Here is a 17,625-nt window from a genome sequence, read left to right as displayed (position 1 = left end):
CATGTTGCAGGTCCATGTGATTTGATCGCCTCTGGACCCCAAGCCACCAACGTTTTATGACATTTGCGACCACGCCGGGCCTGAATGGCTCGGCGTTTGACTGACCATCCAAAGGACACCCGCATGAGCCGCTACGCGCCAAGTGAGATCGAACCGAAATGGCAACAGGCCTGGGATGAGGCCGAGGTGTTTCTCGCCACGCGCGATGAGACCCGGCCGAAATACTATGTGCTTGAGATGTTCCCCTACCCATCGGGGCGCATTCATATCGGTCACGTGCGCAATTACACGATGGGTGATGTTGTGGCGCGTTACAAATCCTCGACCGGGCACAATGTGTTGCACCCGATGGGGTTTGACGCTTTTGGCATGCCGGCGGAAAATGCCGCGATGGCGTCGGGCGGGCATCCGAAAACATGGACCTACGCCAATATCGACACGATGGTCGATCAGATGAAACCGCTGGGCCTGTCAATCGACTGGACCCGGATGTTTGCCACCTGTGACCCGGAATATTACGGCCAACAGCAGGCGATGTTCATCGACATGCTGGCCAAGGGTCTGGTTTACCGCAAAAACGCGGTGGTCAACTGGGACCCGGTGGATATGACGGTTTTGGCGAACGAGCAGGTCGAGGACGGGCGCGGTTGGCGGTCTGGTGCGTTGGTCGAGCGGCGCGAATTGACCCAGTGGTTCTTTAAAATCTCCGATTATTCCGAAGACCTGTTGCAGGCGATTGACCATCTGGATCAGTGGCCGGACAAGGTCAAAACCATGCAGAAAAACTGGATCGGCAAATCGCGCGGACTGCAATTTGCCTTCTCTCTGGTGGATGGCCCGGACACTCATGATCGCATCGAAGTCTACACCACCCGCCCCGACACGTTGCTGGGCGCGTCCTTCGTGGGCATCTCCGCCGATCATCCGCTGGCGAAACACCTCTCTGACACCAATCCAGAGATCGCCGCGTTTTGCGAAGAATGCCGCAAAGGCGGCACCACCGAAGAGGCGATTGAAACGGCTGAGAAACTTGGTTTTAACACCGGACTGACCGTGCGCCATCCGTTTGATACCGCGGTGGAATTGCCGGTCTATATCGCCAACTTCATCTTGATGGATTACGGCACAGGCGCAATTTTTGGCTGTCCGGCGCATGATCAACGCGACTTTGAATTTGCCACCAAATACGACCTACCGATCCATTATGTGTTTGAACCGGTTAAAGACGAGTTGAACACCTCGGAGGCCTACACGCCGCTGAAATCCGACACTGTGCGCTATCTGCGCGGCTTTGCAGGGGACGCGGTTCAAACCGGCGACGAGGGCGTGAACACGGCCATCGCGTTCTGTGAAGCCAATGGCGTCGGTCATGGCGTGACCAAGTACCGCCTGCGCGATTGGGGCCTGTCGCGGCAACGCTATTGGGGCTGTCCGATCCCCGTCGTGCATTGCGAGGCCTGCGGTGTTGTGCCGGAGAAAAAAGAGAACCTGCCGATTGAGCTGCCCGACGATGTCAGTTTTGACAAACCGGGCAATCCGCTGGATCGCCACCCGACATGGCGCAACTGCGCCTGTCCGAAATGCGGTGCAGATGCGTTGCGCGAGACCGACACGATGGACACGTTTGTCGACAGTTCCTGGTATTACGCCCGCTTCACCGCGCCGCGCGCCACCACGCCAACCGTGGCCGAGGATGCGGAGTATTGGATGAATGTCGATCAGTATATCGGCGGGATTGAACACGCGATTTTGCACCTGTTGTATTCGCGGTTTTTCGCCCGCGCGATGAACGAGACCGGACATTTGCCGGACAAGTCGCGCGAACCGTTCAACGCGCTGTTCACCCAAGGCATGGTGACCCACGCGATCTACGAGAATGCCGAACGCAAAGGCCCGCATGATCGTACGATCTATCACTACCCCGAAGAGGTCGAAGAGCGCGACGGCGGCGTGTTTGTCAAAGAGACAGGCGAGCGGGTCAATGTGATCCCTTCCGCCAAAATGTCGAAATCGAAAAACAACGTGGTCGATCCGGTCGAGATCATCAAACAATACGGGGCCGACACGGCGCGTTGGTTTGTGTTGTCCGACTCACCTCCCGAACGGGACGTGGAATGGACCGCATCAGGAGCGGAGGCGTCGTCCAAACACCTCGCGCGGGTCTATCGCTTGGCGGCGGAATTGGGTGAAACCCCGGAACAGGGCCAAGGCAACGAGGATCTGATCCGGAGCGCACATAAAGCCATGTTGGAGGTCACCCAAGGCATCGAGTCCTTTGGCTTTAACGCCTCCATCGCCAAACTCTATGGTTTCACCAACACCATTGCCAAATCCAAAGCCGGGCGCGAAGCGAAACGCTTTGCCCTCAAAACCCTGGCCCAACTGATGTCGCCAATGACACCGCATGTGGCCGAGGAAATGTGGGCGCTTTTGGGCGGCGAAGGTTTGGTGACCAAGGCCCCTTGGCCGATCCCCGATGAGGCGATGTTGGTCGAGGACAACGTGACCCTGCCGATTCAAATCAACGGCAAACGGCGTGACGAAATCACCGTTCCGAAGGATATGCCGAAAGAAGAGGTTGAAAAGCTGGTCTTGGAAAACGATGCTGTGAAAAAGGCGCTCAATGGAGGGTCTCCGAAAAAACTCATTGTTGTCCCGGGCCGCATCGTCAATGTCGTTGTTTGATCGCCGCACTTTCCTGATCTCCGCCATCGCCTCTTTGGGGGCGGTGGCCGGATGCGGATTTTCCCCCGCCTATGCGCCCGGCGGCACTGCGGCTGCGCTGCGTGGTCAGGTCGATGTGGACGCGCCATCGGATCGTGAAAGCTATGCTCTGGTCAATCGTCTTAGCACCGTATTTGGCCCGACAACCGCGCCGCTGTATCGATTGAGCTATGACATCTCGACCACGGAACATGCCATTGGCCTGACCCGCGATCAGGAAATCACCCGCTATCACATTGAAGGCAAAGTCAGCTTTACCCTGACCGAAATTCAAACCGAACGCGTCTTGACCAAAAGCGACGTGTCCAGCTTCACCGCCTATTCCGCCACCGGCTCGACCGTCGATGCGATCACCGCCCCCCGCGATGCTTATGAGCGGCTGATGGTGATCTTGGCGGATCAAATGGTCAGCAAACTCATCACCACCGTCGAGATGCAGAAATGAAACTCTCGCCCCGCGATGCGATTGGATATTTTGCCAAGCCCGACCCGAAAAAGGCCGGGCTTTTGCTCTATGGGCCGGATGCGATGCGGATCGCGCTGCGTCGGCAAGAAGTGATTGAAGCCCTCATCGGCCCACAAGGCGAAGAGGAAATGCGCCTGACCCGGATGTCGGGTGCGGAGATGCGTAAAGACAAAGCCATGTTGATGGATGCGATGAAGGCCCAAGGGTTTTTCCCCGGCCCCCGTGTCGCCTTTGTCGAAGACGCAACCGACCAAGTGGCCGATGCGATGAAAGAGGCGCTGTTTGATTGGCGCGAAGGCGATGCACAGGTGATTGTCACAGCCGGGAGCCTGAAAGCCACGTCGAAACTGCGCAAATTGTTTGAAGGCCATCCAAGCGCCTATTGCGTTGCGATTTATGCCGACCCTCCGTCGCGCGCAGAGATCGAAGCGACGTTGAAAAAGGCAGGTGTACAGGACATTTCCCGCGAGGCGATGGTCGACATCGAGGCCTTGTCGCGCAGCATCGACCCCGGAGATTTCCGTCAAACGCTTGAGAAACTGTCACTTTATAAGCTCAGTGACCCGTCCCCCGTGTCCAGCGAGGATGTGCAAAATTGCGCCCCCGCGACCTCTGAGGCGGAGGTGGATGATGTTTTGAATATCGTCGCTGAGGGGCGCACGCCCGAGCTTGGCCCGTTGATGATCAAGATCGAGGGACAGGGCATTGATCCGGTCGCCCTCTCGATTTTCACCATGCGCCATTTTCGCGCGCTTCATGCGGCGGCGTCTGATCCCGGCGGTGCGGCCTCCGGCATTGCCCGCGCCCGTCCGCCGATTTTTGGCCCACGCCGCGAGCGTATGACCCGGCAGGCACAGGGCTGGGGTGTGTATAAACTTGAGACTGCCTTGGGTATTTTGACCGATACCGATCTGACCCTGCGCTCGTCTTCACGCGCCCCGACCATGGCGGTGATGGAACGGGCCTTGATCCGTCTTGCCATGCTGGCGCAACGGCGGTGAGCGAAATCGGTCAGGCTGAGACGCTTGGAACCGGCTCGAAACGCCCCACATGGTGAGCAAAGGAGCCGCACATGATCCCCTATTCCCTTCTCGACCTCGCCCCCGTGCCCGATGGCACACCCACCTCTGACGCATTGAAGAACAGTGTCGATCTGGCGCAACACGCCGAAGGCTGGGGCTACAACCGCTATTGGTTGGCTGAACATCACAACATGCCGGGGATTGCCTCTGCCGCGACGGCGGTGGTGATCGGCCATATCGCAAACGCCACCAAAACCATGCGGATCGGCTCCGGTGGGATCATGTTGCCGAACCACGCGCCCTTGCAAGTGGCGGAGGCCTTTGGCACGTTACAAGCCCTCTATGGCGATCGGATTGATCTGGGCCTGGGGCGTGCGCCCGGCACGGATATGCCCACCGCACGGGCACTTCGGCGCAACCTGACGCCTGGACATGCTAATGGCGAAACCTTCCCGCAGGATGTTCAGGAGGTGATCGCCTATCTCGGAGATATGCCGGAGACGGCGGCGGTGCGCGCCTTTCCGGGCACGGGCACCCATGTGCCGGTTTGGATGCTGGGCTCGTCGACCTATGGCGCAGAATTGGCCGCCATTTTGGGCCTACCCTATGCTTTTGCCTCGCATTTTGCTCCGGCCGCGCTGGAACAGGCGATTGAGATTTATCGCGGGATGTTCCAGCCTTCCGAACATCTCGAAAAGCCACATTTCATGTTGGCGACCAATGTGTTTGCCGCTGAAACGGCGGAGGAGGCACTGTTTATCCGCTCGTCGATGATGCAGACGTTCGCCAATCTGCGCATGGGCAAACCGGGCAAATTGCCCCGCCCGGTCAAAGATGTGGCAAGCGTCGTACCGCGTCAGTTTTTGCCACAGCTTGAGGCAATTTTTGCCGTCTCCGCCACGGGAACAAAGCCGATGGTACGGGATCAATTGGCGGCGATGATCGCGCGCTATAAACCGGATGAAATCATCATCGCCGGCAATATTCACGATCACACAGCACGGCTCAAGTCCTTTGAGATCGCCGCCGAGGTTATGAAAGAGCTCTGAGCACACCAAGCCCCGCGCGGCGGCCCGTCGCCAAACATGCGGTCAAAAGATAGCCGCCCGTTGGCGCATCCCAATCCAACATCTCGCCCGCGAAAAACAAGTCCGGGCGGGACTTGGCCGCGAGGTCATCGGTGAGACTGTCAAACCGCACGCCGCCTGCGGTGGAAATCGCCTCGTCCATCAACCGCAGGCGAATGTCGGTGATCTCAAAATGTTTGAGAGCCGCGTAAAGATCGCTGGGTTTTGGCCCGGCGCATTCCATCATCAAAGCAACCTTTTCTGGCGGAAGGCGGAAGGCGCGTTTGAGGAATGTGGTGAGGGTTTCCTTTGTTTTGCGCTGGATTAGGGTCTGTTTTACCCGATCTTCCGACCAGTCCGGCAAGAGATCAATCCGCAAAGGCGCGCCTGCGCGCAACCCGCGCGTGATCGCATAAATGCCGCCGCCCTCAAGCCCTTGCGCCGAAATTACGCATTCGCCGCGTGTCGAATACTCCCCAGAGGTCAGGCTTACACCTTTGAGTGGTGCGCCAAAATAGCGGGTCATATGCAGGCTCCAACCGCGCAAAATCCCGACATTGGAGGCCATGAAAGGAGCCAGTGCAACATAGGGAGACACGAAATCCGTCCAAGCGCCATTCGACCCTAATCTGGCCCAACTCGCCCCACCAAGCGCCAAAACGACAGCTTTCGCATTGACCTGTTCCGCGCCTTGCGGCGTGTCAAAGCACACCTCATCACCGAGGGCGGTCATGCGCCAGTTTCGACGCAGCTCGACGCCCTGAGCATCCAGCCGCGACAGCCATGCACGCAAAAGGGGCGAAGCCTTCATCACCTTCGGGAACACCCGACCCGAGGAGCCGGTGAACATCTCTTGGCCAAGCCCCTCGGCCCATGTGATCACCTGGTCAGGTCCGAACGCAGTTAACGCATCGCGCAGCCTGTCGGGGATGGGATCATAGGCGGCAAGGAAGGGCGCCAGCGGTTCGTTTTTGGTCAGGTTCAGACCCGATTTCCCTGCCATGAGAAATTTGCGCGCCGGAGACGGCTTGGCCTCCGCCACACACACGGAAAATCCCGCCGCAGAGATCACCTCTGCGGCCATCAGCCCCGCCGGGCCGGCGCCCACAACCAGCGCGTCGATTTGGGTGTGCGTCGTCACGCCGGGATCAAACCTTTGATACCTGCGATATGATCAGATGTGGCGGCCAGCGCCGCCTCTGAAAGGGCGACGATGGCCTCAGCTTGATCGGCGGCGGGGATCAGACGATCCACAAGCCCCCAAGACAGCGCCGCCTCAGAGGTGATTTTTTGCCCGGCCATCAGGATCATTTTCGACCGAGCAGGCCCAATCAAATTGGCCAAGCGTTTTGGATCAGACGGTTGTGGCAAAAAGCCCAGTTTCATCACCGGGTAAAAGAATTTCGCCGCCGGGTCCGCAATTCGCATGTCACAGGCCAGAGCCATGCCAAAGGCCCCACCCGCCAGTGTGCCGTTCAACGCGGCAATGGTGAGACAGGGCAACGCGGCGATGCGGCCAGACAACTCTTCCCACAACGGCGAGGTCGCAAGACCCGCACGCGCCTCATCCAAATCGGCCCCGGCAGAAAACACTTTGCCCGCACCGGTGAGGACCAAAACCTTGGCAGCTCCCTGTGCCTCATCGGCAATGTTAATCAGACGTGACAACATCTCAGAAGTGAGAGAATTGGCCTTTTCAGGCCGGTTTAGGGTCACAACCCAAAACGCGCCGTCTTGCTTCAGGTCTATCATGTGATCAATCCTAATATGCGCCGAAACGCGTCATCGCGCAGGCTCAGTTCCTGTCCCAAGTGAAGATCCGCCTCTGGTCCACACATCCAAAGCAAAGCACGCGCGGGCCAATCAGCCGGGATATGGACCGACCAGTCGAGTTGACTGACCGGGTTCACACCCGAGGCTTTAATGTCCCGCTGCATTTGGGTCGCAACGGTGCCGGGCGACAGGCCCATGGCCCGAATACCATGAACGCGTTCTTCGTGATCGAGCATGGATGTGAGCATGGCCGCACCGGCTTTGGAGGTGCAATAGGCGCTCCAGGCCTCGACCGGATTATGGGCCGCACCCGACGAGATGGTCAGAACCGTCCCGCCACCACGCGCCACCATCGACGGGACAACGCGGCGCATCATGTGAAACACGCCTTTGACATTGATGTCGATCACCTGTCCCCAGGCGATTGGATCGGCCTCACTCAGATGCGCGATCGGGTCAATCACCCCCGCGTTGTTGATCAGAATGTCGACGGGACCGAGGGTGCCCTCGACCTTGTTCAACGCAGCGTCAACATCCTTATAAGACGCGACATCGCAAGGCACGGCGAGGGCCGCCTCTCCGATCTCATCCGCGATGCGACAAATGTCGGTCTCTGAGCGTGCCAGCAGGGCAACTTTAGCGCCTGCATCGGCAAAAAGCCGCGCGGTGGCTTCGCCGATGCCGCGGCTCGCGCCTGTCACAAGCGCGATTTTTCCGGTTAAATCCAACATGACCTGCTCTCCTATGTTCGCGGGCGACTTTAGGGCGCTGATGCGCAAGGTTCCAGTCTTGACCCTGCCGACAAATCACGAAACTGTGCGCGCATCTGTTAGGAGTCTTCTGATGCGTTCCACACTTTTTGCAACTTTTCTCAGCTCGACCTGTTTGATTGGGGTCCCAGCATTTGCCGATGTCACGCCCGAAGAGGTGTGGGAGAATTACCAATCCATGATGGCCGCAATGGGCATGGACATCACCGCCGAAGAAAGCCGCGAGGGCGACACTTTGGTGGTGCGCAACATGGTGTATGGGATGGACATCCCCAACCCGGCCGGGGCAGTCTCAACGATCTCAACGGCGCGTGAAATCCGCTTTCAGGCGCTGTCTGGTGGCAAGGTCGGTATCGAATACACCGCGCCAATCACCTCGATCAGCCGCGTCCCCGCCAACCCGATGTTGGACATGCCCGGCTATGAAACCCGCGTCGACATGACCTTTGGCGGCGTCACCGAAGTGTCGGGCGTGAAAAACGACATGCGCTATACCATGGATGGCGGCTCCATGACGATGAAAAGCGCGCCTGCGGTGGTGGAAGGCGTGACACTCCAACCCAGCGTTGACATGTCGATCGAAGGGATCGTTGGGAGCTACACCATGCTGCGCAATGGCGATGCTTTGTCATCGGATATGGATTTTACCGCGGCCCGGATGACCTATGGGTTTGAGCCGTTTGAAACCGAGGGCACGACGGTCGAAATGGCCACCAGCGCAACCGATTTGCGCGGTTCTGGCACAATGTCCTTGTCCGGCGCAAAAGGTGCCGATGCGTTTGCAACTATAATCGGCGGATCGACCATGGACATTGATCTGTCGTCCGGTGCGAGCACGGCAATGATCCGGGTGTTGGACGAGGAGGCGGGCGATGACATGGAACTGACATCGACCAGCGGGTCAAGCACGTTGAACTTCGCTTTGAACGATGGCGCTGTTGGCTACACGGCACACGCAAAAGACATGTTGGTGTCCGTGGCCGGCGCACAGATCCCCGGACAACAGATTCAATTTGGCCTTGGCTCCATGACAGCCGGGGTTTTGTTTCCGCTCAAAGCCGGGGACGCGCCGCAGGCCTATGAACTTGAAATTGGACTTGAGGAACTTGCGCTGCCAGAGCTTGCATGGATGATCGCAGACCCGACTGGCCAGTTGCCGCATGATCCGGCGACGCTGAAACTACATTTTGCCGGCACTTTGACCAACAAAATGGATTTGTTTGACTTCAACGCCCTCGAAAATATGGAGCCGGACAGCCCCCCGCGTATGGCGGTCAACACCGTCGAAATTCCCGAGATTTTCCTCTCGCTCGCAGGGGCCACGATTGCGGGCACTGGGGCTGGCAAATTTCTTGATAAGGAACCCGCCATGCCCGGTGGCATGCCACCATTTGCGGGTACGATGTCGCTGAACCTCAAAGGGGTGACAGACCTGATCAATAAGCTCACAGCCTCGGGGATTTTGCCGCAAGAAGAATCCACGATGGCGCAGATGATGCTTGGCATGTTCACCCTTCCGGGCGAGAAAGAGGGTGAATTGGTCTCTGATCTTGAGATGACGGAAGACGGTGCGATCTTGGCCAACGGTCAACCCCTGCCGTTCTGAGTTATCTTTAGGCGACGTAATCTATGGGCCGCTTGCGCTTTGAGTGCGGGCGGCCTAACTCATGATAAAGACGACAGACCCGCGCGCCAAAACAAACGCAGGGACAGCAAAGGAACTCCCATGGCCCAAGACCTTTCCGATCTGACGCAGGCGCTTTTACAGGCGGCCAAAGCCGCAGGCGCGGACGCCGCCGATGCGATGGCGATTGATGGCACGTCGGTGTCGATCAATGTCCGGCAAGGTGCACTTGAACATGCGGAACGATCTGAGGGTGTGGACATTGGCCTCAGGGTGTTGATCGGGCGACGTCAGGCCAGTGTGTCAGCCTCTGATACGCGCCCGGAGACGCTTGTGACCATGGCAGAACGGGCGGTCAAAATGGCCCGCCTCGCCCCCGAAGACCCCACCGCAGGCCTAGCCGATCCGTCGCAAATCACCGACCTTACCGATGCCTCCGCATTGGAGCTTTATGATCCATCTGACGACCCAAATCCCGAACAATTGAAAGACGATGCCCTGCGCGCCGAGGCCGCGGCGCTGGCCGTCGAGGGCATTACCCAAATTGACGCCGCCGCCGCAGCCTACGGCAAGCGCCGCATCCATATGGCCGCAACCAACGGGTTTAGCGGCGGCTATAGCCGCACGGATCGGATGATTTCCTGTGTCGCCATTGCCGGAACAGGCACCGGGATGGAACGCGATTATTGCGGCGAGGGTCGGATTTTTGGCGCGGACCTGCCCAGCCCCGAAGAGATCGGGCGGATTGCGGCAGAGCGTACTTTGGACCGAATGGGACCGCGCAAACCGAAAACCGGTGCCTACCCCGTGCTCTATGACGAACGCGTCGCCGCTTCGCTGATCGGGCACCTTTTATCCGCAATCAATGGCAGTTCGGTGGCACGCGGCTCAAGCTGGCTACGCGATGCGATGGGCGAATATGTTTTGCCGCCCACGCTCTCGGTGATCGAAGACCCACATCGGGCGCGCACCTCGGCCTCCCGCCTGTTTGACGCTGAAGGCTTGGCCACACAAAAGCGCGCCTTGGTGGAAAACGGGCGCTTGGCGTCCTGGATTTTGGACTTGGCAACAGCACGCAAACTGGGCTTGGAAAGCACCGGCAACGCGGCGCGTGGCGTGTCCTCAGTCCCGTCGCCATCGCCCTCCAACATCGCCCTGACCCAAGGCAGCCAAAGCCGCGCCGATTTGATCCGCGACATGGGCACCGGGCTTTTGGTCACCAATATGATCGGTTCTTCGATCAACCCGACCACGGGCGATTATTCGCGCGGGGCCAGTGGGTTTTGGGTTGAGAACGGCGAGATTGCCTATCCGGTCAACGAATGCACCATCGCGGGCAACCTGCGCGAGATGTTGGGCACATTGATCCCGGCCAATGACGCGCGCCTGCATCTGAGCCGCGTCGTGCCGTCGCTTTTGGTGGAAGGGATGACACTTGCTGGCGATTGACGACCTTGAACTTTTGATCGAGGCGGCGCGCAATGCGGGAGAGATCGCCCGGCCCTATTGGAAGGCCAACCCCGAGGTTTGGGACAAGGGCGACGGGCAAGGTCCGGTGACCGAGGCCGATTTGGCCGTGGACCGGATGTTGCATGAGTATCTGTTGTCTGAGCGCCCCGACTATGGCTGGTTGTCCGAGGAAACGGTGGACACCACCTCGGAACGTCTTGGCAAGGAACGGGTGTTCATTGTCGATCCGATTGATGGCACCCGCAGTTTCATTCATGGCGATGACAATTGGGCGCATTCTTTGGCGATTGCCGAAGAGGGGGAGGTCATTGCCGCGGCGGTCTATTTGCCGCTGCGCGACCGTCTTTTCACCGCGATCAAGGGCGATGGTGCTTGGCTCAATGACGAACCTCTGCGCACGGGCCAGCGTTGTGATCTGGACGGTGCGCGGGTTTTGGCCACGGGGCAACACCTCAGGGACGAACACTGGATCGGCGGCGCACCAAAGTTTGTTCACAAATTCCGCCCCTCCTTGGCCTATCGCCTCTCCCTGGTGGCACAGGGTCGATATGATGCGATGTTTTCACTCAGAGGCACATGGGAATGGGACGTGGCGGCGGGCAGTTTGATCGTGTCCGAGGCTGGCGGGCAAGTCACCGACCAGCGCGGCAAAACTCCCCTGTTCAATCAACCTACGCCGAAACTCGATGGGATTGTGGCGGGCTGTCCGGCCTTGGCCAATGGCATTCTTTCCCGCCTGAAATAGACCCAAACTTGGCTTAAAGCGGTTCACGACAAACATGGCTCGCGTGTTTGTCCCGAAACGCCTTATTTATACTCTTCCATATCCTCCGCTACGGCGCGGGTCATCGACGCGATGATGTCGGGATCGGCGGCATGGACACGCGACCAATTCGGGATGAACGGCGTTTCCATTGGATTATCGAGAAACACGTTGCCTGCATGAATGATGTTGTTGGCGAAAAGCTCGACCGCTTTCTCTTCGATATGGCGATCCACATGCAGCCCGTTCATCCGCGCATCGTTGAAATAGGTCTCGATCAGATCAAGCGCGCCGCGATAATAGGTGGCCTTGATCGAGCGAAAGATTTCCTCTGAGAACACCGTGCCATCGGCGGCGAGTTTGCGGTAAAGCGCCTTGCAAATATCGACGGACATCCGCGACAATCCGTTTTGAGCATCCTCTTCACTCAGATCCTGATGTTTGTGATCATAGCGATCGGAGATTTCGACCTGACAGACGGCACGCGGGCTGAGATTGCGCCAGGCTTCGGACAACAGCCCGATCTCAAGCCCCCAATCCGACGGGATACGCATATCCGGCAAAATAGACGTGCGCATGGCAAATTCGCCCGCCAGTGGGTAGCGGAAATCGGCGAGGAAATCGAGATACTCGCGGGGGCCGAGCACCTTGGCCAAAGCATGGATCATCGGCGTGACCAAAAGGCGAGTGACGCGACCATTGAGTTTGCCATCGGCAACACGCGGGTAGAAACCCTTGGACATTTGATAGGGGAAGGTCGGATTGACCACCGGATAGACCAGCCGCGCCAACATTTCCGCCGTATAGGTCACAACATCGCAATCATGTACCGCGATCACGGCACTGTCGGCCCGCGCGATGGTGTAGCCAAGGCAAAACCACACATTGCGCCCTTTGCCAGGTTCGGACGGGGAGAGATCAAGCGCCTGAAGCCGCGCATCGACGGCAGACAAACGCGGGCCATCATTCCACAGCACCACATGATCGGCTTTGAGTTTGGCAAAGAACTGGCGGGCGTAGCGGTATTGCTCTTCGGTGGCGCGATCCAACCCGATCACGATGCGGTGGATGAAATCGACCTTGTTGAGCTCGTCGATGATGTTGGGAAGCGCGTCGCCTTCGAGTTCAGAAAACAGGGACGGTAGGATGAGGGTGATCTTGCGTGAGGTGGCAAACGCATTGAGTTCGCGGTTGAGGTCTTCTGCGGTGTTCAGCCGGAGATTGTGAAGCGTTGCGACACGCCCGCCCTGATGAAAATCAGCCATCTGTCATCCTCTCTCTGTGTAGAGCTGTGCGATGCGATCCAGCACCGCAGTGTTCCAGCCTTTTGGACCCGGTTCTACCGTCCGTGTAATCCGACCCGTGGCCTCGCCCTCAAGCGCTGGTAGACCCGGCCCGTGTGAATTCATCACGACAACGCCGTGATCCGCGGCACGGATCATTTCAACGTCATTGGGCGCATCCCCCAACGCCATGGTGACGGGTTTCGGGTCAAACCGCGCCACAATCTCGGCCATGCGGTCGGCTTTGATCGCCCCCATTGAGAGGGTAAGATACCGCCCACCTTGCCGGGCAAAGATGCCGTTTTGCGCCAGATTTGTCTCGAATATGGCGCGCTGCTCCGGCGTTCCCCGCCAGAGCCCCGGTTCAGAAAAATGTCGTCGCGCGGCGGATTTGGCCTGATCCAAAGCCAGGCCCGTCTGCTGTGCAAGTTCGTGTATTGTCCAGTCGGAAAAGCCCGTGAAACACCGACGCAAATCGGGGTCGAGATCGGAAAGTGCCGCGCAAATCGCACTATGTGCGCTTCGATCCGCTGTCGCGTCACCGCCCGGTTCCAACACGCCCGCGCCGTTTTCGACAATGGCTGGCGCGTCTTCGAACCCCAGATTAGAACGCAAGTCAGCTATTTCAGCGGCGGTTTTGGAACTGGCCAAAACAAGCGGAATCCCCAGAGCGCGCATCTGATCCAAGGCAGGACGGGCCAGATCCCATGAATAGCTCTCATGATCCAGCAAAGTGCCATCAAGATCGGAAAACACGATCAGACGCGGGGCAATCTTTGGGTCTTTCAACATACGTCCATCATGGCACCCAGCCCGCAGAAGGGGAACAGAAGCCCCGCTACAATATCCAAATTGGCGATCCCGCGCCTAAGATTTGGGCAATACTTCTGCGCCGCTTGACCCTCCCCGCCATTGGGCTAGGGTGCGGCCAAGCAAAACGGAGAGAGACCATGGTTCAAAGACTTCATCTTGTGTTCGGCGGCGAGCTTGTCGATCCGTCAAAAACGGTCTTCCGCAATGTCGATGATATTCACATCGTCGGAATTTTTCCAAATTACGAAACCGCGCATAACGCCTGGAAATCCGAAGCGCAGCGCACCGTAGACAACGCGCATATGCGGTATTTCATTGCCCATCTACATCGTCTGCGTGACGAAGACGTCGTGGCTTCGGCCACGGAAGAACTCGGAGAGTGAGGTTCAGGCCGCATGGCCAAAGCCCTTTCCTTTCTCCTTTACAGGACCCTGATGGGGCGATCCGAACGCCGGATCACCGAACGTTTGTCGCGACTTCAAGCAACAAATGTTCTGTCAGAAACTGATTTTAATCAAAGACTTGCACACAATCTACCGCCGCGCGCCAAGGGGGAACTGGTTTGGTTCCACGCCGGCACCCAAGCGGCTCTGCGTCCGGCCATGGAACTCTATGCCCGCCTGGCCGAAGACCGCCCGGACACCGCCAGCTTGATCACTTTGGGAGCTGACGTGATGCCACCGACCGGACCGCTCCCAGACGGATGTACGATCACCGCGACGCCCGAAGAAGGCGCAGGCATCATTCGCCGCTTCATGGCCCATTGGGACCCGGATTGTTTGATTTGGATCGGGGGCAAGTTCAGGCCCGCTTTGATCCAAGCGGCACAAGAAAGAGGCGTCGAGTGCCTGTCCATCGACGCCGTCAAAAGCACACCCACTCTAGAAATTCACCGACACGTCCCCGGTTTACGCGGGGCTGTGCTGTCCTGTTTTGACCATGTCATCACAGCCAACGCTGCGGCCACGCTTGCTTGGCGACGAGCCGGGGTTGACCCCGATCAAATCGAAGCGCTGGGTCTGCTTGAAGAAGGCGGAATTGCACCCTCTTATGATGAGGCCGAATTGACCCGGCGTGTGGCCGAAATCGGCACCCGCTCTGTGTGGTTTGCCGCACATGTAGACGCCGCAGAAATGGGCGAAGTGATCCGGGCACACAAGCGGGCGTTGCGACGCGCGCACAGACTTTTACTCATCCTGTCTTTGTCCGATTCCGCCAGCGAAACACAGGTCATTGCGCAGTTGGAAAAGGCCGGCCTCACCGTATGTCTCCTCACCCCAGAGAAAGCGATCTCCGAAATCGCGCAAGTCATCATCGTGCCCCACTCCAGTGGCGGAATTTGGTATCGCACCGCCCCGGTCAGTTTTCTTGGACAGTCTCTCACACAACTGGGCGGGATTGACCCCTATGGCGCGGCCGCTATGGGATCTGCCATTCTCCATGGACCCTATGTAAGTCACTTCAAAGCTGCCTATGACACCCTATCTACCGGCAAAGCCGCCCGTAAAGTTCGCGACGGCTACGCTTTGGGCGAAGAGGTCGAGCGGCTTTTGTCGCCTGATCAGGCCGCGTTAATGGCGCAAGCGGCATGGGATGTGGCGTCCTCTGGCGCCGAAGTTACGGATCGCGTGGCGGATTTGGTTCAGGATTTTCTCGATCTGCGCGAAAGGATCAGCGCATGAAGCCGCCATTGTTTTGGTCCAACCCGCAAAATACTCCCGGATGGCAAGCGCTGCTTTTGGCCCCCCTTTCCGCGCTTTACGCCCGTGCGACGGCGCGGCGGGTGGCACAATCCGGCTATCGTGCGCGCATTCCTGTGATCTGCGTTGGCAATATCAACGCAGGCGGCACGGGCAAAACCCCAACCACTATCGCGCTCGTGCAACGGCTGATCGCGCGCGGGTATGCACCTCATGTGGTGTCACGTGGATATGGTGGCAAACTGGAGGGGCCGGTGCGCGTGGACGAACGTAAACACCGTGCCGATGATGTAGGTGATGAGCCGCTTTTGAGTGCCGCTTTCACCTCAACTTGGGTTGCGAAAGATCGCGCCGCAGGCGTCCAAGCCGCTGAGGCTGCGGGGGCGAATGTGGTAATTTTGGACGACGGGATGCAAAACCCGTCGGTGAAAAAAGACATGACCTTGATCGTGGTCGATGCCTGGCGTGGATTTGGCAATGGTCGCGTGATTCCAGGTGGTCCGTTGCGAGAACCCGTTGCTGCCGGGATGGCGCGAGGGGATGTTTTGATTTCCATCGGCGACACCCGCGCACAGGACCGGTTTTCAAGCGATTGGGCTGGATCAGTGTCGATTCCACGCGCTTTGGCGCAACTCGTCCCCCTGCCGACCGGCATGGACTGGCAGGGCCTGCGCGCCTTGGCCTTTGCGGGCATTGGCCATCCCGAAAAGTTCTTTCAAACCCTGCGGGAGTTGGGCGTGGATCTGTTGCGGGCTGAGGCGCTGAAAGACCATCAACCGCTGTCACTGGCACTGATGAAACGGCTTGAGGTTGAGGCGCTGGCCTTGAATGCGCAACTTGTGACCACAGAAAAAGACGCGGTGCGTTTGCCCCGCGCCTTTCGGTTGAAAGTGGTCACTTTGCCTGTGCGATTGGAGCTTGCGGACTGGGCAGAGATTGACGGGCATTTGTCCCGTCTGGGGCTGGATTAGACGATTATTCGGCCAGCTTTGCGTCCAGAATCTCCTTGAGATCGGCATAGCTCATGTTGCTGTGCTTCACCCCATCAATCACCAAGCTCGGCGTTGCGTCGATATCGTATTCGGCCATTTCTTTGGTGAATTTGGCAAAAAGCTTTTCGGCCATTTCGCCGTCATTGAGACAGGCATCAAGGTCCTCGTCGGTTAGCCCCGCGCGCTTGCCGATTTTGCGCAGGTTCTCAACGATTTCCATCGTGTCTTTGCCGCCCGCAATCCAATCCTTTTGCTCATCGTAAAGGATTTTCTGAACGCCAAAATATCGCATTTCCCCGCCACACCGCGCCACCATGGACGCCCACAGGCCGAATTTGTCGAAATAGACTTCGCGGTAGGTGAAACGCACCTTGCCGGTGTCGATGTAGTCTTTTTTCAAAGGCTCAAACACAGCCTTATGAAAATTGGCGCAATGCGGGCAAGTGTAGGACGCGTATTCGATCATCTCAATCGGCGCATCAGAACTGCCAATCACCAAATCAGAGATGGCCGAGGTATCGACCTCTGCCACGTCCTGAGCGTTGGCCGGCGTCACAACGAAATTCGTCACCGAAGAGGATGGTTTCAACAAGAAAGCCCCTCCAACACCGAGGGCCGCCATGGCGGTCGTGATCATAAAAATGCGTCGGTTCATTTGTCTTCCTTCGTTTGCGTGCTTTGGCGGCTCAAGAATGTGCTCGCGAATTTCTCCAAGGCGCGACGCAGACCGGCGTCTTGCGCACCCTCTGACATGGATTTGGCCTCTTCCGCCGCATCCTCTGTGATCACCAGTCGATGATCCTGTTTCGGCATCGAAAAGGCCACACGCCCTTCCGAAAATCCCGTAGGCGCGGTTTGCGTCACATGAATGCGGCTGATCGCGTTGTAGCCATAGACCGCATTCACCCGTTCGCGAATTTTCGGCACTTCGGACTGAACCATCGGCGCAAAGGCCCCTGTGGTCAAAAGCGTAAGCGTCGCGCCAAATCCGCCTTTGGCGTAAGACACTTTGATCGGGCGAGACATACCGGCGGTTTGTGCCCCCACGATGTCTTCCCAATGGGTCAAAAGCCGGGTCTCAGAAAACCCACGCGCTTCCGTTGCCTCGCGAATCCTCGATTGCAACAGACCAGAGGTTCTCTCGAACCCCCGTTTGCG

Annotated in this window: 17 protein-coding genes; 10 read left to right on the top strand and 7 right to left on the bottom strand. The window is 58.2% G+C overall.

Annotated features, from left to right (window positions below):
• Nucleotides 1–123 precede the first annotated feature (123 nt).
• The 4 genes from leuS (at nt 124) to B30_RS03180 (ending at nt 5,261) form a co-directional block, all read left to right on the top strand.
• Entirely contained in the window at nt 124–2,685 is a 2,562-nt protein-coding gene (leuS, locus tag B30_RS03195; RefSeq protein WP_009570570.1) for a leucine--tRNA ligase, read from the top strand.
• The gene (gene lptE / locus B30_RS03190; protein ID WP_009570568.1) at nt 2,672–3,169 is read left to right on the top strand and encodes an LPS assembly lipoprotein LptE; all 498 of its coding nucleotides are present in this window, start codon (nt 2,672–2,674) and stop codon (nt 3,167–3,169) included. Before leuS ends, lptE begins: the two co-directional genes overlap by 14 nt.
• The gene (gene holA / locus B30_RS03185) at nt 3,166–4,191 is read left to right on the top strand and encodes a DNA polymerase III subunit delta (protein ID WP_009570566.1); all 1,026 of its coding nucleotides are present in this window, start codon (nt 3,166–3,168) and stop codon (nt 4,189–4,191) included. Before lptE ends, holA begins: the two co-directional genes overlap by 4 nt.
• A gap of 71 nt (nt 4,192–4,262) precedes the next feature.
• Nucleotides 4,263–5,261 carry an LLM class flavin-dependent oxidoreductase gene (locus B30_RS03180; protein ID WP_009570564.1) on the top strand — a complete coding sequence of 333 codons (999 nt, stop codon included), beginning with the start codon at nt 4,263–4,265 and terminating at the stop codon, nt 5,259–5,261.
• Here the strand turns inward: B30_RS03180 and B30_RS03175 are convergent.
• The 3 genes from B30_RS03175 to B30_RS03165 are packed head-to-tail and all read right to left on the bottom strand — an operon-like array spanning nt 5,245 to nt 7,783.
• Nucleotides 5,245–6,420: a TIGR03862 family flavoprotein gene (locus B30_RS03175; RefSeq protein ID WP_009570563.1), complete on the bottom strand. Its 1,176-nt coding sequence runs from the start codon at nt 6,418–6,420 to the stop codon at nt 5,245–5,247. The two genes, B30_RS03180 and B30_RS03175, sit on opposite strands and share 17 nt — an antisense overlap.
• Nucleotides 6,417–7,031 carry an enoyl-CoA hydratase/isomerase family protein gene (locus B30_RS03170; RefSeq protein ID WP_009570562.1) on the bottom strand — a complete coding sequence of 205 codons (615 nt, stop codon included), beginning with the start codon at nt 7,029–7,031 and terminating at the stop codon, nt 6,417–6,419. Before B30_RS03170 ends, B30_RS03175 begins: the two co-directional genes overlap by 4 nt.
• Nucleotides 7,028–7,783: an SDR family oxidoreductase gene (locus B30_RS03165; RefSeq protein ID WP_009570561.1), complete on the bottom strand. Its 756-nt coding sequence runs from the start codon at nt 7,781–7,783 to the stop codon at nt 7,028–7,030. Before B30_RS03165 ends, B30_RS03170 begins: the two co-directional genes overlap by 4 nt.
• A gap of 112 nt (nt 7,784–7,895) precedes the next feature.
• On the opposite strand from B30_RS03165, the gene B30_RS03160 reads away from it, so the two are divergent.
• From B30_RS03160 to B30_RS03150, 3 genes are all read left to right on the top strand, one after another.
• Entirely contained in the window at nt 7,896–9,428 is a 1,533-nt protein-coding gene (locus tag B30_RS03160) for a hypothetical protein (protein ID WP_009570560.1), read from the top strand.
• A 120-nt stretch (nt 9,429–9,548) separates the two neighbouring features.
• Nucleotides 9,549–10,895: a TldD/PmbA family protein gene (locus B30_RS03155; RefSeq protein WP_009570559.1), complete on the top strand. Its 1,347-nt coding sequence runs from the start codon at nt 9,549–9,551 to the stop codon at nt 10,893–10,895.
• Nucleotides 10,882–11,661, top strand: coding sequence for an inositol monophosphatase family protein (locus B30_RS03150; protein WP_009570558.1), 780 nt, complete (start codon nt 10,882–10,884; stop codon nt 11,659–11,661). Before B30_RS03155 ends, B30_RS03150 begins: the two co-directional genes overlap by 14 nt.
• Before the next feature lie 62 nt (nt 11,662–11,723).
• Here B30_RS03150 and B30_RS03145 read toward each other — a convergent pair whose 3' ends face one another.
• Together B30_RS03145 and B30_RS03140 are read right to left on the bottom strand one after the other, a co-directional pair.
• Nucleotides 11,724–12,944, bottom strand: coding sequence for a glycosyl transferase (locus tag B30_RS03145; RefSeq protein ID WP_009570557.1), 1,221 nt, complete (start codon nt 12,942–12,944; stop codon nt 11,724–11,726).
• 3 nt (nt 12,945–12,947) lie between these two features.
• Nucleotides 12,948–13,754: an HAD-IIB family hydrolase gene (locus tag B30_RS03140; protein WP_009570556.1), complete on the bottom strand. Its 807-nt coding sequence runs from the start codon at nt 13,752–13,754 to the stop codon at nt 12,948–12,950.
• A gap of 158 nt (nt 13,755–13,912) precedes the next feature.
• Here B30_RS03140 and B30_RS03135 point away from each other — a divergent pair, with 158 nt between their 5' ends.
• The 3 genes from B30_RS03135 to lpxK are packed head-to-tail and all read left to right on the top strand — an operon-like array spanning nt 13,913 to nt 16,446.
• Entirely contained in the window at nt 13,913–14,158 is a 246-nt protein-coding gene (locus B30_RS03135; protein ID WP_009570555.1) for a DUF4170 domain-containing protein, read from the top strand.
• A 12-nt stretch (nt 14,159–14,170) separates the two neighbouring features.
• A complete protein-coding gene (locus B30_RS03130; protein WP_009570554.1) occupies nt 14,171–15,457 on the top strand; it encodes a 3-deoxy-D-manno-octulosonic acid transferase in 1,287 nt (428 codons plus the stop codon).
• Nucleotides 15,454–16,446: a tetraacyldisaccharide 4'-kinase gene (gene lpxK, locus B30_RS03125; RefSeq protein ID WP_009570553.1), complete on the top strand. Its 993-nt coding sequence runs from the start codon at nt 15,454–15,456 to the stop codon at nt 16,444–16,446. Before B30_RS03130 ends, lpxK begins: the two co-directional genes overlap by 4 nt.
• Nucleotides 16,447–16,450: 4 nt before the next feature.
• On the opposite strand, the gene B30_RS03120 is transcribed toward lpxK, so the two are convergent.
• Nucleotides 16,451–17,122, bottom strand: a complete 672-nt coding sequence (locus B30_RS03120; protein ID WP_009570552.1) for a DsbA family protein — start codon at nt 17,120–17,122, stop codon at nt 16,451–16,453.
• Nucleotides 17,119–17,592 carry a DUF721 domain-containing protein gene (locus B30_RS03115; protein WP_009570551.1) on the bottom strand — a complete coding sequence of 158 codons (474 nt, stop codon included), beginning with the start codon at nt 17,590–17,592 and terminating at the stop codon, nt 17,119–17,121. The genes B30_RS03120 and B30_RS03115 overlap by 4 nt, the downstream gene beginning before the upstream one ends.
• Nucleotides 17,593–17,625 lie beyond the last annotated feature (33 nt).

Source organism: Celeribacter baekdonensis B30 (assembly GCF_000299875.1).
Lineage (GTDB): Bacteria > Pseudomonadota > Alphaproteobacteria > Rhodobacterales > Rhodobacteraceae > Celeribacter > Celeribacter baekdonensis_A.
Note: the sequence above shows the minus strand (reverse complement) of the source record. Positions and strands in the feature narration are given on the sequence as shown.

Excerpts from the sequence above, each read along its gene's own strand:
- B30_RS03180 (WP_009570564.1), top strand. The coding sequence starts at position 4,263 with ATGATCCCCTATTCCCTTCTCGACCTCGCCCCCGTGCCCGATGGCACA.
- leuS (WP_009570570.1), top strand. The coding sequence starts at position 124 with ATGAGCCGCTACGCGCCAAGTGAGATCGAACCGAAATGGCAACAGGCC.
- B30_RS03155 (WP_009570559.1), top strand. The coding sequence starts at position 9,549 with ATGGCCCAAGACCTTTCCGATCTGACGCAGGCGCTTTTACAGGCGGCC.
- B30_RS03130 (WP_009570554.1), top strand. The coding sequence starts at position 14,171 with ATGGCCAAAGCCCTTTCCTTTCTCCTTTACAGGACCCTGATGGGGCGA.
- lptE (WP_009570568.1), top strand. The coding sequence starts at position 2,672 with ATGTCGTTGTTTGATCGCCGCACTTTCCTGATCTCCGCCATCGCCTCT.
- lpxK (WP_009570553.1), top strand. The coding sequence starts at position 15,454 with ATGAAGCCGCCATTGTTTTGGTCCAACCCGCAAAATACTCCCGGATGG.
- holA (WP_009570566.1), top strand. The coding sequence starts at position 3,166 with ATGAAACTCTCGCCCCGCGATGCGATTGGATATTTTGCCAAGCCCGAC.
- B30_RS03135 (WP_009570555.1), top strand. The coding sequence starts at position 13,913 with ATGGTTCAAAGACTTCATCTTGTGTTCGGCGGCGAGCTTGTCGATCCG.
- B30_RS03165 (WP_009570561.1), bottom strand. The coding sequence starts at position 7,783 with ATGTTGGATTTAACCGGAAAAATCGCGCTTGTGACAGGCGCGAGCCGC.
- B30_RS03160 (WP_009570560.1), top strand. The coding sequence starts at position 7,896 with ATGCGTTCCACACTTTTTGCAACTTTTCTCAGCTCGACCTGTTTGATT.
- B30_RS03170 (WP_009570562.1), bottom strand. The coding sequence starts at position 7,031 with ATGATAGACCTGAAGCAAGACGGCGCGTTTTGGGTTGTGACCCTAAAC.
- B30_RS03145 (WP_009570557.1), bottom strand. The coding sequence starts at position 12,944 with ATGGCTGATTTTCATCAGGGCGGGCGTGTCGCAACGCTTCACAATCTC.
- B30_RS03140 (WP_009570556.1), bottom strand. The coding sequence starts at position 13,754 with ATGTTGAAAGACCCAAAGATTGCCCCGCGTCTGATCGTGTTTTCCGAT.
- B30_RS03120 (WP_009570552.1), bottom strand. The coding sequence starts at position 17,122 with ATGAACCGACGCATTTTTATGATCACGACCGCCATGGCGGCCCTCGGT.